31 protein-coding genes and 1 tRNA gene are annotated in these 22,738 nt (G+C 70.1%); 10 read left to right on the top strand and 22 right to left on the bottom strand.

Annotated elements, in window-relative coordinates:
* Positions 1 to 67: 67 nt before the first annotated feature.
* The 7 genes from ABZW11_RS04860 to ABZW11_RS04890 all read left to right on the top strand — a co-directional run bounded on the left by ABZW11_RS04860 (position 68) and on the right by ABZW11_RS04890 (position 3,083).
* A complete protein-coding gene (locus ABZW11_RS04860; protein WP_355412708.1) occupies positions 68 to 418 on the top strand; it encodes a hypothetical protein in 351 nt (116 codons plus the stop codon).
* Positions 419 to 816: 398 nt separating this feature from the next.
* The gene (locus tag ABZW11_RS04865) at positions 817 to 1,095 is read left to right on the top strand and encodes a hypothetical protein (RefSeq protein WP_355412710.1); all 279 of its coding nucleotides are present in this window, start codon (positions 817 to 819) and stop codon (positions 1,093 to 1,095) included.
* A gap of 2 nt (positions 1,096 to 1,097) precedes the next feature.
* On the top strand, positions 1,098 to 1,571 hold the full coding sequence (locus tag ABZW11_RS04870; protein WP_355412712.1) for an HNH endonuclease: 474 nt from the start codon (positions 1,098 to 1,100) through the stop codon (positions 1,569 to 1,571).
* 9 nt (positions 1,572 to 1,580) lie between these two features.
* Positions 1,581 to 1,898, top strand: a complete 318-nt coding sequence (locus ABZW11_RS04875; protein WP_355412714.1) for a hypothetical protein — start codon at positions 1,581 to 1,583, stop codon at positions 1,896 to 1,898.
* An 80-nt stretch (positions 1,899 to 1,978) separates the two neighbouring features.
* Entirely contained in the window at positions 1,979 to 2,170 is a 192-nt protein-coding gene (locus ABZW11_RS04880) for a hypothetical protein (RefSeq protein WP_355412716.1), read from the top strand.
* Positions 2,167 to 2,850 (top strand): helix-turn-helix domain-containing protein, encoded by a 684-nt coding sequence (locus ABZW11_RS04885; protein WP_355412718.1) that lies wholly within the window; start codon positions 2,167 to 2,169, stop codon positions 2,848 to 2,850. The genes ABZW11_RS04880 and ABZW11_RS04885 overlap by 4 nt, the downstream gene beginning before the upstream one ends.
* 98 nt (positions 2,851 to 2,948) lie before the next feature.
* Complete coding sequence (locus ABZW11_RS04890) at positions 2,949 to 3,083, top strand: hypothetical protein (protein WP_355412720.1); 135 nt, start codon at positions 2,949 to 2,951, stop codon at positions 3,081 to 3,083.
* 287 nt (positions 3,084 to 3,370) lie between these two features.
* On the opposite strand, the gene ABZW11_RS04895 is transcribed toward ABZW11_RS04890, so the two are convergent.
* Positions 3,371 to 3,634 (bottom strand): hypothetical protein, encoded by a 264-nt coding sequence (locus ABZW11_RS04895; RefSeq protein ID WP_355412722.1) that lies wholly within the window; start codon positions 3,632 to 3,634, stop codon positions 3,371 to 3,373.
* 174 nt (positions 3,635 to 3,808) lie between these two features.
* Here ABZW11_RS04895 and ABZW11_RS04900 point away from each other — a divergent pair, with 174 nt between their 5' ends.
* Complete coding sequence (locus ABZW11_RS04900) at positions 3,809 to 4,054, top strand: winged helix-turn-helix domain-containing protein (RefSeq protein WP_355412725.1); 246 nt, start codon at positions 3,809 to 3,811, stop codon at positions 4,052 to 4,054.
* Between the two features lie 1,318 nt (positions 4,055 to 5,372).
* On the opposite strand, the gene ABZW11_RS04905 is transcribed toward ABZW11_RS04900, so the two are convergent.
* The 13 genes from ABZW11_RS04905 to ABZW11_RS04965 all read right to left on the bottom strand — a co-directional run bounded on the left by ABZW11_RS04905 (position 5,373) and on the right by ABZW11_RS04965 (position 11,985).
* Positions 5,373 to 5,717 carry a hypothetical protein gene (locus tag ABZW11_RS04905; RefSeq protein ID WP_355412727.1) on the bottom strand — a complete coding sequence of 115 codons (345 nt, stop codon included), beginning with the start codon at positions 5,715 to 5,717 and terminating at the stop codon, positions 5,373 to 5,375.
* 17 nt (positions 5,718 to 5,734) lie between these two features.
* Positions 5,735 to 6,544 (bottom strand): hypothetical protein, encoded by an 810-nt coding sequence (locus tag ABZW11_RS04910; RefSeq protein WP_355412729.1) that lies wholly within the window; start codon positions 6,542 to 6,544, stop codon positions 5,735 to 5,737.
* A gap of 26 nt (positions 6,545 to 6,570) precedes the next feature.
* Positions 6,571 to 6,903, bottom strand: a complete 333-nt coding sequence (locus tag ABZW11_RS04915) for a hypothetical protein (RefSeq protein WP_355412731.1) — start codon at positions 6,901 to 6,903, stop codon at positions 6,571 to 6,573.
* Positions 6,900 to 7,667 carry a head maturation protease, ClpP-related gene (locus ABZW11_RS04920; RefSeq protein ID WP_355412733.1) on the bottom strand — a complete coding sequence of 256 codons (768 nt, stop codon included), beginning with the start codon at positions 7,665 to 7,667 and terminating at the stop codon, positions 6,900 to 6,902. Before ABZW11_RS04920 ends, ABZW11_RS04915 begins: the two co-directional genes overlap by 4 nt.
* 40 nt (positions 7,668 to 7,707) lie before the next feature.
* Entirely contained in the window at positions 7,708 to 7,887 is a 180-nt protein-coding gene (locus tag ABZW11_RS04925) for a hypothetical protein (protein WP_355412735.1), read from the bottom strand.
* Entirely contained in the window at positions 7,874 to 8,080 is a 207-nt protein-coding gene (locus tag ABZW11_RS04930) for a hypothetical protein (RefSeq protein ID WP_355412737.1), read from the bottom strand. Before ABZW11_RS04930 ends, ABZW11_RS04925 begins: the two co-directional genes overlap by 14 nt.
* Entirely contained in the window at positions 8,077 to 8,391 is a 315-nt protein-coding gene (locus ABZW11_RS04935; RefSeq protein WP_355412739.1) for a hypothetical protein, read from the bottom strand. The genes ABZW11_RS04930 and ABZW11_RS04935 overlap by 4 nt, the downstream gene beginning before the upstream one ends.
* Before the next feature lie 462 nt (positions 8,392 to 8,853).
* On the bottom strand, positions 8,854 to 9,222 hold the full coding sequence (locus ABZW11_RS04940; RefSeq protein WP_355412741.1) for a hypothetical protein: 369 nt from the start codon (positions 9,220 to 9,222) through the stop codon (positions 8,854 to 8,856).
* Positions 9,219 to 9,509, bottom strand: a complete 291-nt coding sequence (locus ABZW11_RS04945; RefSeq protein ID WP_355412743.1) for a hypothetical protein — start codon at positions 9,507 to 9,509, stop codon at positions 9,219 to 9,221. Before ABZW11_RS04945 ends, ABZW11_RS04940 begins: the two co-directional genes overlap by 4 nt.
* The gene (locus tag ABZW11_RS04950) at positions 9,506 to 9,703 is read right to left on the bottom strand and encodes a hypothetical protein (protein WP_355412745.1); all 198 of its coding nucleotides are present in this window, start codon (positions 9,701 to 9,703) and stop codon (positions 9,506 to 9,508) included. The genes ABZW11_RS04945 and ABZW11_RS04950 overlap by 4 nt, the downstream gene beginning before the upstream one ends.
* A gap of 190 nt (positions 9,704 to 9,893) precedes the next feature.
* Positions 9,894 to 11,345, bottom strand: coding sequence for a phage/plasmid primase, P4 family (locus ABZW11_RS04955; protein WP_355412746.1), 1,452 nt, complete (start codon positions 11,343 to 11,345; stop codon positions 9,894 to 9,896).
* The gene (locus tag ABZW11_RS04960; RefSeq protein ID WP_355412748.1) at positions 11,342 to 11,644 is read right to left on the bottom strand and encodes a hypothetical protein; all 303 of its coding nucleotides are present in this window, start codon (positions 11,642 to 11,644) and stop codon (positions 11,342 to 11,344) included. The genes ABZW11_RS04955 and ABZW11_RS04960 overlap by 4 nt, the downstream gene beginning before the upstream one ends.
* Before the next feature lie 152 nt (positions 11,645 to 11,796).
* Positions 11,797 to 11,985, bottom strand: a complete 189-nt coding sequence (locus ABZW11_RS04965; protein ID WP_355412750.1) for a helix-turn-helix domain-containing protein — start codon at positions 11,983 to 11,985, stop codon at positions 11,797 to 11,799.
* A 155-nt stretch (positions 11,986 to 12,140) separates the two neighbouring features.
* On the opposite strand from ABZW11_RS04965, the gene ABZW11_RS04970 reads away from it, so the two are divergent.
* Positions 12,141 to 12,803, top strand: a complete 663-nt coding sequence (locus ABZW11_RS04970; protein ID WP_355412752.1) for a helix-turn-helix domain-containing protein — start codon at positions 12,141 to 12,143, stop codon at positions 12,801 to 12,803.
* Positions 12,800 to 14,131 carry a site-specific integrase gene (locus tag ABZW11_RS04975; RefSeq protein ID WP_355412754.1) on the top strand — a complete coding sequence of 444 codons (1,332 nt, stop codon included), beginning with the start codon at positions 12,800 to 12,802 and terminating at the stop codon, positions 14,129 to 14,131. Before ABZW11_RS04970 ends, ABZW11_RS04975 begins: the two co-directional genes overlap by 4 nt.
* 74 nt (positions 14,132 to 14,205) lie before the next feature.
* On the opposite strand, the gene ABZW11_RS04980 is transcribed toward ABZW11_RS04975, so the two are convergent.
* The 8 genes from ABZW11_RS04980 to ABZW11_RS05015 form a co-directional block, all read right to left on the bottom strand.
* Positions 14,206 to 14,279 (bottom strand) — tRNA-Thr (locus ABZW11_RS04980).
* Between the two features lie 284 nt (positions 14,280 to 14,563).
* On the bottom strand, positions 14,564 to 15,400 hold the full coding sequence (gene ricT, locus ABZW11_RS04985; RefSeq protein ID WP_355412858.1) for a regulatory iron-sulfur-containing complex subunit RicT: 837 nt from the start codon (positions 15,398 to 15,400) through the stop codon (positions 14,564 to 14,566).
* Between the two features lie 241 nt (positions 15,401 to 15,641).
* On the bottom strand, positions 15,642 to 16,667 hold the full coding sequence (locus tag ABZW11_RS04990) for a permease-like cell division protein FtsX (protein WP_355412756.1): 1,026 nt from the start codon (positions 16,665 to 16,667) through the stop codon (positions 15,642 to 15,644).
* The gene (locus tag ABZW11_RS04995; RefSeq protein ID WP_355412758.1) at positions 16,664 to 17,191 is read right to left on the bottom strand and encodes a SigE family RNA polymerase sigma factor; all 528 of its coding nucleotides are present in this window, start codon (positions 17,189 to 17,191) and stop codon (positions 16,664 to 16,666) included. The genes ABZW11_RS04990 and ABZW11_RS04995 overlap by 4 nt, the downstream gene beginning before the upstream one ends.
* 53 nt (positions 17,192 to 17,244) lie before the next feature.
* Complete coding sequence (locus ABZW11_RS05000; protein WP_355412760.1) at positions 17,245 to 18,417, bottom strand: DNA polymerase III subunit delta'; 1,173 nt, start codon at positions 18,415 to 18,417, stop codon at positions 17,245 to 17,247.
* A gap of 58 nt (positions 18,418 to 18,475) precedes the next feature.
* Positions 18,476 to 20,518, bottom strand: coding sequence for a dTMP kinase (gene tmk, locus ABZW11_RS05005; protein ID WP_355412762.1), 2,043 nt, complete (start codon positions 20,516 to 20,518; stop codon positions 18,476 to 18,478).
* Positions 20,519 to 20,656: 138 nt separating this feature from the next.
* Positions 20,657 to 21,217: a helix-turn-helix transcriptional regulator gene (locus ABZW11_RS05010; protein WP_355412764.1), complete on the bottom strand. Its 561-nt coding sequence runs from the start codon at positions 21,215 to 21,217 to the stop codon at positions 20,657 to 20,659.
* 88 nt (positions 21,218 to 21,305) lie between these two features.
* Positions 21,306 to 22,733, bottom strand: coding sequence for a metallophosphoesterase (locus tag ABZW11_RS05015; RefSeq protein ID WP_355412766.1), 1,428 nt, complete (start codon positions 22,731 to 22,733; stop codon positions 21,306 to 21,308).
* Positions 22,734 to 22,738: the final 5 nt, after the last annotated feature.

The raw sequence follows: 22,738 nt of genomic DNA on the forward strand, positions 1-22,738 counted from the left end.
GCAATGGACCGCATCTTTGACTTTTGGCTTCATCGCGGGCAGGTCTCGCGACAGGGACAATCAGGGCGTGAGATTACTGATCACCTTCGTTGCCCTGGCAACGTTAACGTCATGCGGGTACATCGATCGGCAACGCATCTCGCGTTCATTCGCCGAGATGGAACAGGTCGCCCAGAGGATGAGGCCAGAAAGCAGCCTGACGAATGGTCCGCTGGAGATCGGAGAGGCTGAGTTTCAAGCTGTCCATCGAGAAGGCGACCGCGTCTATTTCAAGGTGGGCGATAACTGGGGCGGTGTGGACCCCTACGGCTACGTATGGAGCCCCGAGCACGTTCCGGTCGATGACTCCAACCCGGCGGTCGCTTCGTCCTTCGAACACATCGAGGGTCCTTGGTATCGCTGGAGCGACAGCTACTGATCGGGGCCAACGCCCGGGCTTAGTCACCCACTGAGACACTCAGAAGCCCCTCAAGATCCCTTGAGGGGCTTCTGACCTGGAGCCGCCTTGGGGATTCGAACCCCAGACCCCTTCATTACGAGTTCCCGGTGCGAAAGGTCGCGGAAAGCCGTCGAGGGTCATCGCCCCTGGTCGAGGACATGTTTTCGCGGCGGCGACCTTGCGCGACCGTGGGCGAACCGCAACGCGAATTGCAACCGGCAGCGATCTTCGCGCTAGAAACCCGCGAGAAAGTGGCTCCACGTACTTGCGCGACCGTAGGCGACCCTCTACGGTGAAAACCAAGCGGGCCCGGCAGGTGCTACCAACACCGGCCAGGCCCTGAGTCCCACCCCTGATCTGAGCAGAGGGAGACCTTCATGCATTCTCTCACGAGCGTGCCCGCGAACTGCCCCGCGTGGTGCCAGGCCGACCACGACGAGTACGGCCCCAGCCACTACAACGAGGCCCCGCCCGTCGAGGCTCACGAGCTCGTCAGCGACACGCACACCGTGTTCTGCATCGACCTCACCCAGCCCCAGGACGGCAAGCACCAGATCTCCATCACGGGCCCGATGTGCGACGTGGCCTTCCCGGCCGACGACGCCCGGCGGCTCGCCCTCGCGATCCTCGCCCGGCTCGACGTGGCGGACCGCTGACCATGAGCACCATCACGGTCACCACCCGCGAAGCCGCCGCCGCCCTGCACGTGTCCGTCCGGACCGTGCAGAGGCGGTGCGCCGCCGGACAGCTCGACGCCTCCGGAAGGCGGCGTGACGTGGGTGACGTCATCTACCCGGCGTGGCCGCGCGCTAGCCGGCCGAAGAACCTGCGCGGCATGCGCGCCCGCAAGGTGCGCCGCAAGCTGGCCAAGCGCGACGGCGGATCCCGCTGCTTCTACTGCGCGAAGCCGTTCGCTGACCTCCACCTTGACGCCACGTTCGACCACTTCATCCCGTACCGGGTGTGGCGGACGTGGCGGCAGGAGAACCTCGTGCTGGCCTGCGACCCGTGTAACCAAGCCAAGGGGTCACGCCTGCCGTGGCCGTTCGTGTGGCTGCTCCTGCAGTACGCCGACGCGATCCGCGCCCTCACCCCTCGACCCGCCGCCGCGGCGCTGCCGCTGGCCGCGTAGGAGCCCCTCGTGACCACCTTCGTTCTCGCCCTCCTGGCCGCCGCGCTGCTGGCCCTGAGCGGCATCACCGACCCCGACAGCCACCCGCGCGCCGAGCTCGGCACCCGCCGGCCGTCGAGCTGGAAGGGCCGCGGCCGGTGGCTGCTGGGCCTGCTCTTGGGCGTGCCGCTCGTCACCGTGTGGTTCGCGGTGCAGACCGCCGTCTATCTGGCCGCCGCCGTGGTGGCCACGCTCGCCGTGCTGCTGGCCAGCGCCGTCGCGCTCGATGGGCGCGCGTTGTGCGTCCGCCGCGTAGAAGCTGGCCAGCCCTCCCACTTCACAGCCTGACCGCAAGCGGGCGGGCCCGGTGTTGGAGCACCGGGCCCGCCCCAGATCCCCGATCCGACACGACCGGATGGAGACCCATCATGAACAGTACGACGACCAGGCGGCCCGCCGATACGGTGCTGATCCCCCTCGACTTCGAGGCGGAGTACTGCGGCGGCGACCGCTTCTACCTGGAGGTGTCCGTCAGCGACGTCGAGGACGCTGCCGCGCGCGGCGTGCCGGCGTCCAGCCTGCCCGGCCGGGTCGTCTCCGCGATGGGCGGCAGGCGATGACCGCCCTCGACGAGCGGCCCGAAGTGCGGGTCATGGAAGACGAGTGGACGGGCCGCCGCGCCGAAGCGCTCCGCTACGCGCTGCGCATGTCGCAGACGACGTTCGCCGAGATCCTCGGCGTTTCCCCCCGCGCCATCGCGAAGTGGGCGTCCAAGCCCTCCATGGTGTTGAACCTGGAGACGCAGCGCATCATGGACACCGCATACGCGCGGCTCGACGCGGCGGAGGTGGCCCGGTTCAGGTCCGCGCTCGTCAAGATGTCCTCCGTCATCACGTGGACGGGCCGCCACGCGGCCGCCGTGCAGCGCGCCCTCCGCATGACGCACGACGAGTTCGCCGAGCACATGGGTGTCGGCCGGCGAACCGTCGCCTACTGGCACGCCAACCCGCATGCGCAGCCGCGGCCGGAGATGCAGCGGGCCCTGGACACGCTGTACGAGCGGCTGACGGAAGACCAGCGGATCCGGTTCACGCACGCCATCGACCAGGCCGAAGCCGACCCGGAGACAGGTCAGGAGTCGGCATCGACGATGCCCGGGTTCGTCGGGTTGAGCTTCGTGGGTGGCGAGCCGCACATGGTGATTACGTTCGATGGCGGGAGGCGGATCACGTTGACGACTGACGAGAGCTTGCAGCTCGCGCAGGCGATGATTCGCGCCGCTGAGGTGGGGCGCGGCTGAGCGCTGCTGCGGGTCGCCCTCCCGTTTCCTCCCTGGCGGGAGGACGGCCCGGAGCAGCCGCTCCCCGCAACCCCGTTCCCCCGATCGGAGACCCCAGAATGCGACTCCACATGACGCGCGACAACGCCCAGTGCTCGGACTGCAACGGCACGGGCAAGGTCGTCAGCTCGCCGTTCAACGGCTGGACGGTGGAAGCCGACTGCCCGACATGCAACGGCAGCGGCCGGGCCTGACCGTCCGACTCGTGGCCGCCGTCCCCCGTGCTGGGGGCGGCGGCTTTCTGCTGGAGCGGAGGGTGTACTGATCTTCGGCGTTTCCCCTGTACTTCCCGCCGGTACCCCCCCCTCACCATGATCTTGGTTTTGTGGCGCGTTTCCGCTGCACGATACGACGGTAAGGGGGTTACTGGATCATGGTTTCATTCGGGGTTTCATCCCAGCGCCGTCGAGGCTGGCCAAGCCGCGTTCTGGACGCGCGTACGGGGCGCCCTCCCGTACGTACGGACCCGCCCCGGGCACCATCACGCCGCGCCGCCGAAGTTGTCCGCCCTGTGCCGCGCACGATGCGCCAGCACCAGATCCGTCCACACCTTCCGCGCCACCGCGTACCGGCCGCGGCCCGACTCCTGCAAGCCCGCCGCACCCTTCCTCAGCACCAGGAATTGGCCGCCCTCGCACACCCACTCATAGACGCCGCAGCACGACGTCTCCATGATGCGGGCAGGCCCGTACGGCACGTACGGCTGCCACTCGACGCCGGCCGCGTCACGCGTATGCTCGTCCATAGATCGCACCTCCACCGTGCGATGGGCCCGCGTGGACGCCTCCCCCAGAGTGTCCGCCGGGCCCGTTCTGTTGTCCGGGCACCCACAGTAGCCGTGCTTGGCCATACCTGACTATGGTCAAGCACGGCAGGTCGTGTGTATCCGCAGGTCAGTGCGCGTGCTTATGGTCCACTAGTGATCGACTGGAAGCCGAACGCGCCTAAGTGGCAGCAGATCGCCGACGTGTTGAAGGGGCGCATCGAGGCCGGCGAGTTCGAGCCGGACACGGCGTTGCCGTCGCAGCACGCGATCGTCACCGAGTTCGGTGTTGCGGCGGGGACGGCTCAGAAGGTGTTGCGTCGGCTGCGTGAGCAGGGCTGGGCGTACAGCGTGACCGGGGTGGGGACGTTCGTGGCGCCTCCGGAGCGGAGGCAGAGTTAGGCCAGCGGGCGACCTCGAAACCCGCTTGTGAGGGCTCTCAAGAGCCCCGACCTAACTCGGCCTAACTACCTAACTCACCTAACTTTCCGCAGGTCAGCGGGCGGTTAGGCCCGGATCGGGGCCGGGTTAGGAATCTAACTCGGTTTTCGATCACCTAACTCCGGGGCGGTGCCGTGGCGTAGCGGCCGGCGGCCACCCTCGACCAGCCTCGAAACGGGCCGATTCCCGCCCGTCGAGCGGGTGCCGTAACGCCGCTACATCGGGCATCACCGCAGGCCAACCCCGTTACGCGGGCTGTAGCGGAGCCGTAACGGTGTCGATGGGCCGCTACAGCGGGGCGGCAACGCCTCGACCAGTCGGCGCGAGGCGCTCGCACAGCCCCGGATTCGGCGGGTCGAGGGCACCCCGTTGCCGCGTTGCCGGCGCCTCGACTCCCGGCCCGGCCAGCGCGTTCGGCGGCAACGCCTCCGGCAACGCTGCCGTTGCCGGTGCCGGGTAGCGTTGCCGCTACCTCCGGCGGTAGCGGTAGCGGCACGGCTACCCCCTCGACACCCCGTTTCGGGGCCGATTCCGGGGGTTCGGCGAGGCGCCGCTACCCGCTACCTTCGCCCCTTTCCGCAGGTCGGACCGGTAGCGGCACAGGTAGCGGCCCGCTACCCGGTAGCGGCACGGCGGTAACGGCCGCTACACCCTCCCGCACCCCGTCCCAGGGGCGATATCGGGGTGCCGTCGAGCGGCCGTTACCCGTTACCTCCGCCCGTCCACGCTGGTCAGGCAGGTAACGGCGGCAGTAACGGGCCGTAACCCTGGTGACGCTGCCGTTACCGGTTGCGGCGGGTCCATGTCTCGCCCTCGACGGGCGGTTTCAGGCCCGGATTCGGGGTGCGCGAGCGTGCCGCGATCCGCGATCCGTGCGTGTTCCTGCTGGTCGAACCGATCGCGGCGAGGATCGCGGCCCGCGATCTCCTCGTGAGGCGCGATCGGTGCCGCGATCGGCTCGATTCCGGGGGTTCGAGACGGTGGCGCGACCCGCGACCTTTCGCCGTTCCCGCTGGCCGGACAGGTCGCGCGGCAGGGTCGCGGAACCGCGACCTCCTGAGCGTGCGCGACCCTGCCCGCGACCCCGGGGAGGGAGGCGGCACGCCAGGCCGCGACACGCGATTCTGTGCCCTTCCAGGCCCGTTTCCGGCCGCGCCTCCCTGCCTCCCTGACAGGGAGTTTCCCAGGTCAACCCGGGGGAGGCAGAGCAGGGAGGCGGTTAGGGAGTTCTCCCTGCCTCCCTGCCGCCTCCCCGGGCGCCTCCCCCCGCTCAGGACGGCTACCGGCCGCCCAAGACGACCTGCACATCGCCGCCATTGACCCGCACGAACCTGCGGATCATCTGCACGAACATCGCCTCCATGCTGCCGCCCGACCCGCCCTTCACCTCCAACACGACGTGCACCGGGCCGCCCCCGCCGGCTGCCATGGCAGCCGTCTGGTTGGCGCTCGTCACCTGCGACCCGTACGGCAGCCTGACGAGCTCCGCCCCGCGCTCCCCGACCATCGTCCAGCCGCCGGCTGGGCCGCCCGAGGCCTTGCCCGACGAGCTGGCCAGCGCCTTACGCACCGCCCCAGTCGTCAGCCCGAGCCGGTCGGCCATCGCCCCGGCATCCGACTTCACGTCTCGGTGCGGCAGGGTCAGGAGATCCTGCGCGGCCCGTGCTCCGTCGCCTCCCACACCTGGTAGGCGTTGGCGGCATCCTTCTCCGCCTGCTGCCGCTCACCCTCCGACCGGAAGAACGCGCGCGGCCCATCCAACTCCGCGACCCGGACGGGCGGCAGATCAACGTCGAGGGCGGGCACTTCGGGCACCTCGGCGAGCATGTCGTCCACCCGCCGGGCCAGGTCGTACCGCTGCCCGACCATGAACAGCCGCGCCGCGAGCGGGCTCATGCGGCCCAGCCTGGCCAGCGCCACCCGGTGCACCACCCAGGCGGCGACGCTGCCCGCGTCCACGGTCGGCCACCACTGGCCCTTGACGCGCACGGCGGGCCTGCCGGACGTGACGGCGCCCTGCGTCTCGCACTCGTGGCCGTCGAGCGGGCCCAGGCCGGCGGCGGCCAGCTCGCCGGCGGTCTGGTAGACGAGCGCGTTGTGCGCCATGGCGGCGTCGAGCAGATCGACGAGCGCGGCCTGAGCGTTCGCGGCGGCGAGCGTGACCCGCGCGCGGGACGCCTTGAGGTCCTCGACGGCCGTCTTGAGCTGCTTGGCGGCGGCCTTCTCCCGGCCGGGTCGGGCGGCGATCTCGGCTTGCTGCTGCTCGTACTCTTCGGCGAGGTCCTGCAGCCGCTTCTCCGCCAGCTCGACGCGGCCCTGAGCGGCGGAGAGAGCGGCGCCGGCCTCCGGGGAGGGGTAGAGCCTCCGCCACGGCTTGTTCAGCGCTCCCAGCGCCGACAGGGCGTCGTCGAGGGCGGCCTGTGCTTGGGCGATGTCGTGCTCGGTAACCATGATCCGTTCTCCTTCGGTGGGGGGTGCTACACCATGCGCAGCGGGAGGGCGTCCGGGTTGGCGGCCGTGTCGGCGGCCACGATGTCGACGACCAGCCGCTTGAGCGGGCCGGCGTTGGGTGTGATCTCGATGACCGATTCGACGGCGCGCACGAAGCTCGACAGGTCGCGCCGGTTCAGCGCGGCCACGTCCACGTCCGGGGAGTCGTCGCCGCTGGCGAGCGCGGCCGTGAGCGCGGCCATGGGTGCGGCGATCGCGCTGCCGATGTTCAGGTGCCGGGCGGCGACCCGGGCGAGCCCGTTGTTGACGAGCGCGCTCCGGGCGTCGGCTGTCACGCCGGTCAGGTCGAGCGTGGTCATAGCTGGTCTCCCAGGGTGAGGGGTCCGCCGAGCAGGCGGGCCGTGTCTGCCTTCCATTGCCGGTTGGCTTCGCGCAGCGCTTCCCGCACGGTCGCCGCCTGGACTTCGGCGCGCAGCCGCTCCCCCATCACGGCGGCGAGGTCGAAGTCCTCGTGTGTGCGGTCGGCTTCGTAGTCGGCGAGCTCGTCGGCAAGCCCGGCCGCGATCGCTTCGTCCGCCGAGTACCAGCGTTCTTCCTGCATCGTCTTGCGCCACTGCCGCGCGGTGCCGCCCGCCCGTTCGGCGTACACGCCGGCGATGGTGTCGGAGATCCGGTCAAGCAGGGCGATCATTTCCCGCATGTCGGCCGCGTTGCCGATGCAGATGCCGGACGCGTCGTGCACCATCATCTGCGCGTTCCTGGCGACCACGATGCGGTCTCCCGCCATGGCGATCACGGACGCGATGGACGCGGCGAGCCCGTCAACGTGCACGGTGACGTAGCCGGGGTGGCGCTTGATCGCGTTGTGGACGGCCAGCCCGTCGAACACCTCGCCGCCCGGACTGTTGAGCCTGACCGTGAGGTCGCTGTTGCCGAGCTGGCGCAGCTCGCGTACGAGGTCTTGGGCGGTGTACCCGCCATACCCGATCTCGTCGTAGATGATCACTTCGGCGTGGTCGCCGCTCTGGTTGCTGATGCTGAACCAGGGGCGGCCTTCGGGCGGTGCGATCACGTTGGGCATGCCCGCTGTAGGCCGGATCCGCCACGATCGGGGGTAGTTCATTCTCCGATTCTCCTTCGGTTCTGCATGAAATCCTCCTGCATCAACGCCTCTTCGGCGAAGAATCTTGTTCGGACGCGGGCGCGGCAAGGTACTCGACGACGAGCAGGCACACGCCCGCGACGGCGAGCCCGGCCGCCAGATGCAGCACCCACGCTGCGGCGACCAGGCAGGCGAGCCCGGCCACCGTCAGGACAGCGCGCACCTGGTCACGTGAGGGCATCGAGGCTCACCCCCTCGACGGCGTAGACGAGCGCCGGGCCGGCCGGGGCGAGCACCGTCAGCGTCAAGGACCCGTCGGCCTCGCGCACGTAGCAGCGGCGCCCGCCCACCGACCAGAGCAGCCGGCCGTGCTCGTGCGTGCCGCGCAGCTCGACGGCCGCGAGCGTGAACGGCGACCGCCGCTTGCCCGTCATCCCGCCTCACCCAGCCGTTCCATCTCGACGGCGACCAGCTCGCGCACCTGCGCGGCCTGCTCGCCCAGGCCCAGCCGGTCGAGCACCGTCGTGAACACCTGCACGAGGGTGTGCGCCTGCTCCTCCGTGATCGCGGTCAGCCGCTCGTCGATGCGTAGCCGGGCGATGTCCGCGAGCACCCGCCCAGCCCGGTCGAGGGCGCGTTCGTAGAGGGCGATCTCCGCCCGGAGCTGCTCGCCGCCCCGGTCGTCGGTGTGGCGCCACTGCTCCTCGGAGAGCTGGGCGACCCGCTCCCGGAAGATGTTCTTCACGGCGAGGACTTCGCCGGCGAGCTCGGCGAGAGCGGCCAGAGGGTTCGCTACGGGCTCGACACCGCGCCGGGCAAGCTCGGCTAGGACCTGCTCCGCTGCGACCCTCTCGGCGGCCTTCCGGCGCACCTGTGGGGCTGCTCCGCCGTGCGAGCGGCACACCGTGGCTCCGGGTAGGGGTCGGCGCTTGCAACGCTCTCCCGTGCTTCTGGCGGTGCCTGTGCACCTGTGTGCGTCCACTGGTCTCCCTTCCATGGGGTCGAGGGGTGGGGTTGGTCTTCCATGGGGTCGACCATGGCCAAGCCCTTGAGGGGGCTCGACCATGGTCGACCGTTCGGCGCTGCACACTCATCTGTCATGGCCTGGCCTCGATTCGGCACCTGTCATGGCCTGACGCTTGGGGTCGCCGCCCGCGCCGCGGTCAAGGAGGCTGAAGCCGCGCGGCGCGGGCGGCGGGTCAAGGGGTCATATCCAGTGGCCGAACGGCACGCCGTGGCGGAAGCCGAGCGCGATCAGGTTGGGGTCGCTGGCGGGGCAGTTGGCCTCGTGGGTGAGGGTCATGTTGTTGGGTCCGAGCCACCGGCGGCGGGCGCCGCAGTCGCATCGGCCGGTGAGGGTGGCGCGGCGGCGGCGGTCGAGGGCGTGTTTGAGGTCGTCGGGCCATTCGTCGAGGAGGGGCGGGATGACGCAGCCGATGGGGCCGACGACCCACACTTCGTTGCCGTTGGGGAGGGTGCCGACGTGTTCGGGGGTGGCGCGGCTGGCTTCGTCGAGGATCTGTTCGACGCGGTCGCGTTCAAGGGTGCGCTGGCGTCGGGCCTGTCTGCCGTTCATGGGGTGTCCTTCGGCGCTGGGGTGGTGACGGGTCGTGGTTCGATTCGGACGCCTGAGCCGTACTCCATCCAGAACCTGCGAGGGGTCCAGACGAGGCCGTTGCTGAGGAAGACGGGGACGATCTGAGTTTCGGCGGGGCCGTGCTCGTCGGCGTCGGCTCTGATCTCGACTGCCCAGGCGATGACGGGCTCGGTGAACTGGAGCTCGCCGTCTGGGAAGGTGATGTGGACTTCGGCGGGGTGGCCGGTGGCGCTGATGTTGATGATGCTCTCTACCCCGAAGATCACGGCTGGTATCCCTTGGCTACGGCCGCGGCGATGGCGGCGGTGATGTCGTCGGCGTGCTCGTTGAGCCATTCGCGGACGGCTTCCTTCGTGCCGGCCTGGATGGCGTCGAGGGTGGAGTAGTCGCGGTGGTTGGCGATGAAGTCCCAGAAGGCTTCTGCGACGCCTTTCTGGATGTCCTCGGGCTTGGGCTTCATGAGTTCTCCGTGGGGTTTGACCTGGGGTTTTGTTGAACCCTCCCCGGTTTTGGTCGCCTCCAGGGAGGGTTGGGGCTGCGTTTGTGCTGGTCAGCGAGCTAGGGAGGGTTAGGGAGGGTTTTCCGGTGGCTCTCACACGTGCGCGCATGAGAGTTATCGGGAAACCCTCCTCAACCCTCCCTACCGCAGGTCAAGGCACCCCACCCCTCTCCGGAACGATCAGCGCGATACCCGCGTACGTCATGACTCCGGAGCGCTTCCGCTTCTCATAGCCGCGCTTCCCCATCGACTCGGCGAACATCACCTCGCTGTGCGGCTCCTCGCGGTTGCCGATGCACCACGCCGTCCACGCGTTGAACAGCTCGCGCGCCTTCACCGTGCCGCGCGGGTCGGCGACCGTCCATTCGGCCAGGAAGCGCCCCAAGGCGTCGCTGGCCTCCTGGTAGGCGCGCGTGCGAGCCCTGACCGCCTCGGGCGGGTCGAGGCCCTTGAGCTGGTAGTCCCGCCACCCCTCGAACGTCCAAGCCAGCACGGACGGGGCGGCGGCACGCAGCCGCGCGGGCAAGCCTCCGTCGCGCTCCTTCTCCGGGATCACCACGTCGAAGGGCACGACCAGGATGCGGCGCCAGACTGCCGGGTCGTCTCCGGACACGGCCGGTAGGTGGTTCGTCAGCATGACCAGCGTGTGCGATGGGATGAAGGTGATGGGGTTCTTGTGCATCAGGTTCGCCTCGATGGGGTCGCCGCCCACCAGCCGTTTCATGGTGGCTTCGGCGAACCGCCGGCCGCGCTCCACCTCCGAGCAGAAGACGAGCCGCGCGCCCCTGAGCCTCATCTTGAACGCGCCGTGCCGCTCGTGCTTGGACTCCATGAGCATGGCCGGGTCAATCTCGATGGCGTAGTCCCCGAACGCGGCCATGAGCGCGTCTCGGAGCGTGCCCTTACCGTTCGCCCCCTCCCCCGTGAAGATCGGTAGCACGTGCTCGACGACCTCGCCGAGCATCGCGTAACCCATCACCCGCTGCACGAACGCGCGCACGTCCTCATCAGGCAGGATGCGGGCAAGGAAGGTGTGCCACTCGCTGTCCGGGTCACGCACGGGTGTGCCCCCCGCAACCTTCGTGATCAGGTCGGCGCGGCTGTTCGGCCGAACCTCGCCGGTGATCAGGTGAATGGTCCCGTCCGGGGTGTTGAACAGGTGCGGGTCGGCGTCGAGCTGCCGCGCGGCGATCGAGATGGGGTCGAGGGCGGACGCGATGCGGAGCATGCCGTCGATGCCGGATGCGGATTCCGACTTGCGTACGTCCTTCATGAGGTCGTCGCGTTCGGCGCCCTTCAGCCAAGGGATCTGCTGCAGGGCGCGCTTGGTGGTGGCCACGGCTGCTTGGATGTCGGCGCGCTGGTCGTCGGCCGCCCAGCGTGCGCCGTCCCAGACGTGCCAGCCGAGCCCGTGCACGTGCCGGAGGTGGTCGGCGTGCTCGGTGACGAACCGTTCGGCCATGCGCAGATGGCCGCGGTGCTGCTCGGTGGGTGCCTCTTCCGGCTCCGGTTCGCGGGGTTGGAACAGGCTGGCGATCTCGTCGCCGAATGCCTGCGCCGGTGCGGACAGGTAGCGGGATTCGGGGTGGTGCGAGGTCGTCACGCGTTCTCCCATGGGACGGGTCCGCCGGTGTACTCGCCACGGCGGGCCTTGGCTGTCTCGTACGCCTGTCCGCCGGGCTGGGCTCGGCGGTGCTCGAGTTCGGCGTACGTGGGGCTTGCTGCGTGACCGCGCACGGCCGCGGTCTGGGCTCGCCAGTGGCGGGCCATCTCTTCGTGGGCGTGGGCGTACCCGGCTTCCCATCCGGACGCGTGCCCGTCGGTGTAGCCGTCGCGGTATGCCTGGTCGGCGCGCTGGTCGTGGTGGTCGTGGTCGGCGAGCAGTTCGGCGAGCTGCTGCACGTTGACTGGGTCGACCAGGTGACTGGGCGGGAGTGGGCGAGGTACCGTGGGGGGGTACGCGTTCGCCTCCTCCTTCGGGTTCGGGTTGCGGTGCGGGTGAGCGGGGCGGCCTCTTGGGACGGGGGCCGCCCTCGTGCTGTTCGGGGGGCTCATTAGTCGCGGCCGTCCTGCTCAGCCTGAAGGCGGGTGACGAACTCCTGAAGCGCCTCGACGGGCACCCGGCGGGCGCGGCCGATCTTCACGCTGCGCAGCGCACCCGACTTGATCAGCGCCTTTGTGGTGGTGAGACTGATGCCCAGCTGCTCAGCGGCTTCGACGGCGGGATAGAGCATCCGAGACATGCGCGACTCCTATGCGTAAGTGGGAATGCGTACGTGTCACCGCTTTCTCTTTCCGATCGTAGAGGGTCGCAGAGGGTCATGCAAGCAGGCGGCACCACATGCTCAAGCGCGTGGTGCCACTTGCTCGCGGAGTGGCACCCTGACATGCTCATCTCATGTCACTGCACATCGACGCATGGAACATCGAGGCCCGGCCCTGGGGATGGCTGCGCCTACGCGAGATCTCGGGCGAGGGACCAACGGTGTACCTGCACTTCACGTACGCAGGTCCCGCCGGTAAGGAACGGCTCGACCTGCAAGAGGTGGTGATGCAGAGCGGCGCTGGCGAGCCGCTGAGCGCACGCACGTGGCGCCGCATCCCGCTGTCCCAGATCGAGCAGCTGCTTACCCAGACGTTGAGCCTGGCCAACTCCGCGCCGACCCAGAGCACTGCCGAGGCCGGCAAGCAGGCGCTCGCCTCGTTCCGGTCCAGCGACGTAGACCCGCCCACGCTCGACGACCTCGACCGGTACTTCGCCGCAACCGAAGACGCGACCGTGATGTACTTCCAGCCCGTCGCAAGCGGCATGCTCGTCAGCGACGGCGGCGAGCTCCCGCCCGGCCGTGTCCCGCATCTCAAGCCGCCGGAGGGCCGTCTCACGGATGAGTTCCTGTCGGACGTCGCCGAGACGTACCGGTGGGTGACCTCGACCAAGTACCCGCCGGCGCCGGCGATCGCCGAGATGACGAAGGTGCCGGTACGCACCGTGCATCGGTGGATCTACGAGGCCCGCAAGCGCGGCATCCTGCCGCCCGCGCGACCAGGGCGCGCGGGATGAGCGGCCGCAAGCCGAACGGCCGATCGTCCATCTACCTGAGCGAGACGGACGGGCTCTGGCACGGCTGGGTCACGATGGGCGTGAAGGACGACGGTTCGCCGGATCGCCGCCACCGTACCGGCAAGACCGAGGCCGAGGTCACGCGGAAGGTGCGGGACCTGGAGTCGAAGCGGGACGCGGGCAAGAGTGACAAGCCCGGCCGCGCGCCGACCGTCGAGCAGTGGATGACGACGTACCTCGACGACATCGCCGCGCGGGACCTCGCACCGACCACGCTGGAAAGCTACTGGTCGGACACACGCAACTGGATCATCAAGTATCTGGGGAAGCACCGGCTCGACCGGCTCTTGCCTGAGCATCTGGACAAGCTGTACACGCGCATGCTCAACGAGGGGAAGAAGCCAAGCCACGTCCTGAAGGTGCACCGCATCCTGTCGCGGGCCCTGGAGATAGCCGTACGGCGTGACCGGGTCGGCCGGAACGTGGCCAAGCTGGTGGACCCGCCCGGCGCCGGCGGCGAGGAGATCGAGCCGCTGACCCAAGGCGAGGCGCGCCGCATTCTGAAGGCCGCTGAGACGCGCAGGAACGGGGCGCGCTGGTCGGTGGCCCTAGCCTTGGGGCTGCGCCAGGGCGAGGCGCTGGGGCTGCGCTGGAAGTACGTGGACCTCGACGGCGGGACGGTGCGCGTGTGGTGGCAGATCTCCCGCCTGAAGTGGCGTCACGGCTGCGGGGACGTGGCCGCCTGCACCGAGGGCAAGCATCGGCGGCCGTGCGCGAAGCGGTGCGCGAAGGCGCGACGGAAGTCGGGCCGCCCGCACGTGTGCATCCCGGCGAACGCGGAGCGACTGTGCCCGAAGGACTGCGACCGGCACGCGAGCACCTGCCCGGAGCGCACCGGCGGCGGGCTGGTGTTCCGGCCACCCAAGGGGAAGTCAAAGCGCACGGTGCCGCTGCCGCCGGAGCTGCTCCCGATCCTGAAGGCGCATCGCAAGCGGCAGCGTGAGGAGCGGATCGCCGCGGCGAACGTGTGGGAGGACCACGACCTCGTCTTCGCCCAGCCGAACGGCCGGCCCATCGATCCGCGCGACGACTGGGATGACTGGAAGGAGCTGCTCGACGTAGCGGGCGTGCGGGACGCGCGGGTGCACGATGGCCGGCACACGGCGGGCACGCTGCTCATCGAGCAGGGCGTGCACGTGCGTACGGTTCAGGAGATCCTGGGGCACTCCGATATCCGCCTGACCCAGCGGTACACCCACGTGGCCTCGCCGATGGCGGCCGATGGGATGCAGCGTATGGGGCGCGCTCTGTGGGGCTCTGGGACGTGAACCGCAACGAGAACTGCAACAGAGACAAGCCAGGGCGTCCACCCGGAGAGGGTGAACGCCCTGGTCGAACCTTGAGCCGCCTTGGGGATTCGAACCCCAGACCCCTTCATTACGAGTGAAGTGCTCTGGCCGACTGAGCTAAGGCGGCATCTGCCGTGCAGCGTGAAAGAGTCTACAGGAGCCCGAGGGGTTCTCGCTCCCATCGGTCCGTCGATGTCAGGAAAGCCCCCTCCGACAATCCGGCCCCACCCGTGCAGCCCCCGCCCGTGGGCCACCGTAAAGTCCGCGCAGCCCCCGCCCGTGCGGCCACCGTAGGGTGCGTGCGGCCACCGTAGGGTGCGTGCGGCTCCCGCCCGTGCGACCACCGTAGGGCGGTGACCCCCGCCCGTGCGGCCGCGGCCCCATGGCGTGCCGCGCGCGTCCTCGCCGCCCTTATGGCGTGCCGTCCCCGCCGCCCCCGTACGTCGAGTCGTACGCCTTCCGTGGCCCGCACACGCTGGCCCGGGAGCACGAGCAGCGGCGTCCGCCGTCGTTGAGCCGCACCACCACCGAGTCGGACGGGACGTTGTGGCCCACCACCGTTCCGGGCCCCTCGGGGGTTTCCACGCTGGTGCCCGTGCGGGGGGCTGAGGCGCGAAACTCCTGGTACAGCGGGTGTTCGTACTTGAGGCAGCACATCAGCCGGCCGCATGCCCCCGCGATGCGCAGGGGGTTGACCGGGAGGTCCTGGTCTTTGGCCATGCGTACCGAGACCGGCTCGAAGTCCTTGAGGAAGGTCGCGCAGCACAGGTCGCGGCCGCAGGGGCCGATGCCGCCCTGGAGGCGGGCCTCGTCGCGGGGGCCGATCTGGCGCAGCTCGACCCGGGCTCTGAGGTTGCGGGCCAGGTCGCGGACAAGGGCGCGGAAGTCGACCCGGTGCGGGGCGGAGAAGTAGACGGTGTAGACGTTGTCCTGGTCGAGGTAGTCGATGCCGACCACCTTCATCGGCAGCGAATGGCGTTTGATCAGCCGCTTCGAGACGCTGCGGGCCTCGGCGCGGCGGCGCTTGTTCGACTCGTCACGTGACAGGTGTTCGTCGCCGGCCGGGCCGGCGCATACGGGCAGCCCTTCGATGTCTTCGCTCGTGTACTGCGGCGCCCAGACGCACTCCGCCACCTCAGGTCCCGAATCAGTCGGTACGAGCACTTTGTCGCCCACCTTGTAGGTGTGCTCGCCGGGATCGAGGTAGTAGAGCCTCCCGTAACGGGTGAAGCTCACGGCCATGATCATTCCCATGGGCTCGAGCTCGCCTCCTGACGGCCTAGGGGTCATTTACCGTCTTCCCTGCCACATTACGTGGGCATGGCCACAGTGGTGAGGGCTGGCGGCTGCCGATCTTCGGCCGGGGCCACCGACGACGGTGACCCCATGCCGCACAATCAGCCAGCCGCCGTAGCCCCGTCCGTACGATGAGCGGCCGTAGCGCCTCCCGCCTACGATCAGCGGACGCAGTGGCCGTCCGGTCGCGACGTCAGCCGGCGCCAGGGCACATCGTCGAGGCGGGTAGATCCAGGCCGAAGTCGATGGACAGCGTCCGCCGCGCGGGCACGCACGCCTGATAGACCACGGTCGCCACCCCCGGCTGCCGCTTCAACCGCTCGACCACCTCGCCCCCCTCCATCTCGTCCTTGAGCGCGATCCTGAAAGCCTCCGGCAGGTCCCCCACCTTGGTCGCGTTGACGAGCGCCGGATTGCTCTCCTGGAACTCCTCCTTGAAACGCTCGTAAGCCATCTCCTTGCTCTCGAAGGCGTGCTCCGCCACCTGCGGCGCCGCGCCGATCAGCTTGTCGATCGCGCGCTTCTGCGCGGCCGTCGCGGCCTTTCCGCCGTCGCGGCCGGCACCGCACGTGGGCATGCGCGTGCCTTCGTCGCACAGGAAGACGCTGATCTGCCACTTGAGATCATCAGCGGTCGGCATCTCGGTGATGTCGGGCGAAGCTCGGTCGACGATCGCCTGGAGCCCCTCCAGCCCGAGGAGGGATTGGGTCACCTGCTCCCGATCTCCACCCTTCTTGATCTTCAGGTGGAACGAGGGCGGCAGATCAGTCGCCTTGACCGCGTCGAGCACGGCGGTGTTGCCCGCGTAGCTCTTCCTGAATCGCTCGTAGGCCGCCGCCTGGTCCTCGAACGACACCTCGTTGACCTGAGGGAGCCCGCGCAGCACCGCCTCGATGCCCTCGACCTGCTGAGGGGTGGCGTCACGGCCACTGCACGGCGCCGTGGTCACTGCCTTCGAGCACAGGAAGACCGCCATCTCGGCCGCCTCGCTCTGCTCAGGGGCCACGGCCACCACGTCGTCCTGGCCGCCGGTGCCCAGGGCCACGGCGGTCGCCGCCCCCGCGAGCACCACCACCGCCGCCGCCGCCACGCCGAGCAGCCGGTAGTCCACCCGCCACCGCCGCTCGGGGGCGCGAAGGGGACGCAAAGTGGCGGGGTCCAGCGAGGCTCCGGCCTCGGCTAGGGCCTCGCGCAGCCTGTCTTCCACGGGACTGCTCATGATTCCTCCCCAAGCGCCCGCCCGAGCGCCGCCAGCCCCCGCGTGACGGTCGAGCGTACGGTGCTCGCATTGATCTTCATTGTCTCGGCGATCTCCTGGTCGGTGAGATCGAAGTAGTAGCGCAGTGTCAGCGCCTCGCGCTGCCTGCCCGGCAGCCCGCGCAGCGCGAGCAGGACCTCCCTGCGCTCCTCGCCCAGCAGCGCGGCGCTCTCCGCGGACCAGACGGGCGGCTCGTACGGCGGCGCCTTGCGGAAGACCGTCGCCCGCCGCCGCAGCACGGAGCGGCAACCGTTGAGCACCGCGGAGCGCACGTAGGACAGCAGCTTGTCGGCGTCGCGCAGCCGGACCCGGCCGGCGCACGTGCGCTCGAACGCCTCCTGCACGACGTCTTCCGCGGTCGCCTGGTCACCGACCATGATGAGGGCCAGCCGGACGAGCCCGACGTGGTGCTCGGCGAAGATCGACGCGACGTCGACCCGGCGCCGCGCGAGGTCTTCTTGCTGGGTGAGTAGTTCGACTTCCACGCAACAGAGACGCCTGGCGGGCTCATCTGCTGCTTCGGTTCGCCAACTGTTCGTCAGCGCAGTGCCAGCATCATCGCCTCGACGGCCATCTGCGGGTTGACGCTCGCCGCGAGGCGTTCGCGGCACTGCATGATCGCGTCGATGCGCCGCAGCGTCTCCTCCGGCGTCGTGGACTTGGCGAGCTGGTCGAGGTCGAAGCGCAGGTCGTCGTTGGCCAGCTCGACCCCCTCGGCTCCGAACTGCATGGTGAGCACGTCGCGGTAGAACGACACGAGCTCCAGCAGGGCGCTGTCGAGCGAGTCGCGCTTGATGCGGGTGGCGCGCGACTTCTGCCGGTCCTCCAGCTCCTTGAGCGCCCCTGCGCCGCCCCTGACCAGGCCCCGGTTGAGCCCCTTGCCGGTGGACCCCTCGCCGTAGAGCTTGCGCAGCTCCGCCGTCTCGTTCTCGTTGAGCGCGGCCGTGGCGGCGGCGGCCTCCTCCTCGGCGGTCTTCACCAGGCGTTCGGCCGCGGCGATGCACTCGCCGACGCCGGTCAGCGCGCGCGGGATGCCCAGCACGGCCTCCCTCCTCCGCCTGACGCCCTCGTCGAGTGCCAGCGCACGCGCGCGGCTGATGTGCCCCTGCGCGGCCCTGGCGGCGAATCTGGCGGTCTCCCAGGGCACGCTGTCGCGGGTGGCCAGCACGTGGGCGACCGCCTCGGTGGCGGGCGTGGTGAGGGTGACCTGGCGGCAGCGGGACCTGATGGTGATCATCAGGTCGTCGGGTGCGGGCGCGCAGAGCAGCCACACCGTACGCGGCGGCGGCTCCTCGATGGCCTTGAGCAGGGCGTTGGCGGCCGACTCCGTGGCCCGGTCGGCGTCCTCGAACAGGATGACCCGCCACCGCCCCTGCGTCGGCGCCCCGGCCGCGCGCAGGATCAGCTCGCGGGTCTGCTTGACGCTGTAGGACAGCCCCTCGGGACGTACGGACTCCAGGTCGGGGTGCGAGCCGATGAGCACCTGGTGGCACTGGTCGCAGTGGCCGCAGCCGCCGTCGGGGCAGAGCAGGGCGGCGGCGAAGGCGCGTGCGGCGTCTTCGCGGCCGGCGCCCGGCGGGCCGGTGAACAGCCAGGCGTGCGTCATGCCGGCGCCGCGCCCGCCCGAGACGACCTCTCCGGCCGCCGCCGCGGCCCGCGACAGCACGGCGATCGCCTGGTCCTGCCCCACGAGGTCATCGAAAACCGTCACGGGGACAAGGCTAACCGCGCCCGCCACCCCCGAGTACGCCTGAGCCAGGGATCGGGTGTCAGTCTCGGATGGCGGGCATGGTGCCCGTGGCGTCTTCGGACTCGCGCGGCACCGGGTCGGGCAGGATCTCGCGGACCCGGTCATGGATCTGCCGGGTGATCGCCTCCTGCGGCAGCGTGCCGTCGACCACGAGGTAACGCTCGGGCGCCGCAGCCGCCAGCGCGCGGAACTCCTTGCGTACGCGATGGTGGAACTCGAGCGGCTCGGACTCGATGCGGTCGGCGGCCCCGCCGAGCCGGGTCAGGCCCACCTCGGGCGGCGTGTCGATGAGCACGGTCAGGTGGGGCACCAGCCCGCCGGTCGCCCACGCGTTGACCTTGGAGACGTCTTCCGGGTCGAGGACGCGCCCCGCCCCCTGGTACGCCAGCGAGGAGTCGACGTAGCGGTCGGTCACCACGATCGAGCCCCGGTAGAGGGCCGGCCTGATCACCTTCTCGACGTGCTCGGCCCGGTCGGCGGCGTAGAGCAGCGCCTCGGACCGGGCGGAAAGCCCGCGCTCCGCGGCGTCGAGCAGGATGGCCCGCAGCCGCATGCCGACCTTGGTGGCCCCGGGCTCGCGCGTCTGCACGACGTCGTAACCCTGGTCGCGCAGCCAGATGGCGAGCAGCCGCGACTGGGTGGTCTTGCCCGACCCCTCGCCGCCCTCGAACGCCACGAACAGCCCTGGCACGTGCTCGGGGGCCCCCGTGGGGAACCGCTCGCCGCGCACCGCCGCGATCAGGTCGGCGGCCAGCGGCACGTCCTTCCTGTCGTCCATGTGGCGCAGCGCCAGCAGGCCGACGACGATGGCCAGCGCCCCGCCGATCATCAGCACGAGGTTGGTGCCGTCGAAGCGGTAGCTGATCTGCCCCATGCCGAGGGCGTGGACCCCGAACAGCGCCGCGAGCGGGTTGGCCACGGCCACCACGAGCAGCAGCGTCACCCGGGCCGTCGACTGCAGGAAGGCGAACGTACGGCCGCGCAGCGCGTCTTCGACCTCGAGCCCGATCAGCGTGTAGCCGATGATCCAGGCGATGCCCGCGCACGCGCCGAGCAGCACGGTCAGCATGACCACGATGACCAGGTTGTGCACCAGCGCGATCGCGATCAGCACGAGCCCGGCGACGGTGATGGCCAGCCCGAACAGCCGCCGCCGCGACAGCTCGCGCAGCAGCCTGAGCCCGAAGAACATGCCGAGCGCCATGCCGACGAAGACCGCGCCGAACACCACGCCGTAGGCCGCGTCGCCGCCGCCCAGCGCCTCGACGTAGATCTTGGCCACGCCCACCACGGCGCCGCCGGCCGCGAAGGCGCCGAGCATGCCGATGATCAGGCCGCGCACCAGGCGGTTGCCGCCCACGAACCGCCAGCCCTCGACGACCTGCCTGAGCACGGACGGCGTGGAGATCGCCCCGTCGCGCTTGGGGATGTCGCGCAGGGTGAAGATGAGGACGGCCGAGACGAGGTAGGCGCAGGCGTTGACGATCAGTGCCAGGCCGGTCGCGCCGTGGCCGGTGAGGAACGGCACCACCCCGCCGATCAGGTCGCCCGCCACCGACAGCGCCGCGAAGAGCATGGCGGCGACCGGCGCGGTGCCGTAGGTGACCAGCAGGTTGAGCCGGTTGGCCGACTCGAGCTGCGCCTTGGGCACCAGGTTGGGCACCGTGGCGTCCTTGGCCGGGACCCAGAACAGGTTGATGCACTCGACCAGGACGGTCGCGACGATGACCCACTGGTAGCTGTTGACGAACGGAATGGACAGCACGACCGCGAACCTGGCCAGGTCGGCCGCGAACATGGTCAGCCGCCGGTCGAACCGGTCGGCGAAGACCCCGGCGAGCGGCCCGAGCAGCACCGCGGGCAGCATCTTGGCGACGAACACGCCGCCGACGGCCAGCGACTGCACGCGGTAGTCACCCTCGGTGAGGTTGCCCGCGAGGGCGGTCAGTGCCAGCAGGTTGAGCCAGTCGCCCAGGCTGCACACCGACATGGCCGTCCAGAGCCGTCGAAACGGCGCATTGGCCAGCACGTGGGCCGGGCGACTCCGGCCAGGGGCAGTCATGATTTCAGCGTATCCAGGTGTCGACCGGAAGGGGGTGGTCAAGAGACGGCCCGGATATTCCCGGTCGTCCGTGGCTGAGGGTATTACGACAACAGAGCCGGGCGCAGGTTACACACCTCGAATAGGCCCGCGAAAACCTCATTGATGCGTCACTCCGGCCTCTTGTCGCGCCGTCTCCACCAGGGGCCGCCACGCCGCCGCGATCTCCTCCGGCAGGTCGAGCTCGCGCCACAGGTCGATGAGCAGCACCGCGTCGATGTGGGCGAGCAGCTCGCCGGGCCCGCCGCCGCACAGCAGTGCCGTGTAGGCGGCCCGCCGCTCGTCGCGGTCGGCCAGCTCGTACGCGCGCCCGCCCACCCGCGCGACGCCCAGCGCCGCCGAGACCGGCAGCCGCCGCAACCGACTGGGCACGTGGAAGGTGTGCCCGTCACGCGTCCTGCGGGCGAGGCACTCGACCTTGGCCTCCAGCACCAGCTCGAACCCGGCCGCGTCGAGGATGCGCCCCGCGGTCTCCAGCGTCGGCGACTTCCTGCCGTGCTCGTAGGCCGACAACGTGGTGCGCGACGTGCCGCTCACGCTGGCCAGCGCCTTCTGGTTGAGATCTGCCGCCCGCCTGGCCTGACGGAACAGCAGCCCGCCGCGCCGGGCCCAGGACGCGACCTCCTGTCCGAACGCCCGCTCCACCGGGGAAGAAGCCATGACCGCCCTCCGAGAGTATCCGCGCGGATACTCTACGCCATCAAAGCGTCACGTGACCACTTCATTACCCGAAGTCAGCACCCCGAATTCAGCTGCGCAACTCCACCAGGCTGATCTCGGGCGGCGCCCCCACGCGTACGGGCGGCCCCCAGAACCCGGCGCCCCTCGTGACGTAGACCTGCACGCCGTCCACCGTGGCGAGCCCCGACACGACCGGCTGCTGCAACCCCACGACCAGGTTGAACGGCGCGATCTGCCCGCCGTGCGTGTGACCGGACAGTTGCAGGTCGACGCCGTGGCGGGCGGCCTCGCTCACCTGGATCGGCTGGTGTGCCAGCAGCACCGTGGACCGGCCTTCCGTACGTCCGCCGAGCGCCTTGGCGAAGTCGGGGCCGTCGCCGCTCGACGCGCCGCCGACGTCGTTGACGCCCGCCAGGTCGAGCACGGCCCCCTGGTGCGCGATCTCGACCCGCTCGTTTCGCAGCGAGCGTACGCCCAGCTCGCCCAGCTCCTCGACCCACTCCTCAGGACCTTCCGGCGAGAAGTATTCGTGGTTGCCGGTGACGAAATAAGCCCCGTAACGGGACTCCAGGCCCTTGAGCGGCCGTGCCAGCGAGCCGAGCTGGGCCACCGAGCCGTCGACCAGGTCGCCCACGATGGCCACCACGTCGGCCTCGAGCCCGTTGATCATGCGAACGATGCGCTGGGTGTGACCGATGCCGGTGAGGGGCCCGAGGTGGATGTCGCTGACCACCGCGAACCGCAGGCCGTTGAGACGCGGGTCGAGCTTGGGCAGCCTGACCGTGACCGGCTCGATCACGGGGTCGCCCAGGGCGCTCGACATGCCGTACGCGACCGTGCCGACCGCGCTGACCCCGGCGATCGCCGCGGTGGCCCGCCCGAGGAAGAGCCGCCTGCTCATGTCACCGCCGGCCGCGGAACCGGACGGCGCGGAACCAGCGGGCACGGAACCGGCCGGCACGGAACCGGCCGGCACGGAACCAGCCGGCACGGAACCGGCCGGCACGGAACCAGCCGGCACGGAACCAGCCGGCACGGAACCAGCCGGCACGGAACCAGCCGGCACGGAACCAGCCGGCACGGAACCAGCCGGCACGGAACCAGCGGCCGGGGATCCGGCCGGGTCCCCGGTCAGGGTCGCCGTGCCACCGCCCGCCTCACTGGCGAAAACCGGCTCAGGCGCCGCAACAGGCTGAGGAGCCGAAGCCCGCCTGCGCAGCATCGCCCCCACGACCGCCCGCGGGATCTCCAGCACCGCCAGGATGATCACCAGGTAGAACATCACCGCCAGCCAGACGTAGCCCGCCCAGGCGATCCAGCTCTCCAGCCCCAGCCGCGACCCGATGAAGGTCCCCATGAGGACCGCGAGCAGCAGCACCAGCGCCAGGGTCAGCGACACGCGCACCCGGCCTGGCCCGGTGGTGCCGCGCACCAGCCGGCGCCAGAGGTAGTAATGCGCGAGCAGCACGACGCCGGCGAAGATCAGGACGAACACACTGA

This window comes from Nonomuraea sp. NPDC004580, from assembly GCF_040609855.1.
In the GTDB taxonomy this organism is placed as follows: Bacteria; Actinomycetota; Actinomycetes; order Streptosporangiales; family Streptosporangiaceae; genus Nonomuraea; species Nonomuraea salmonea.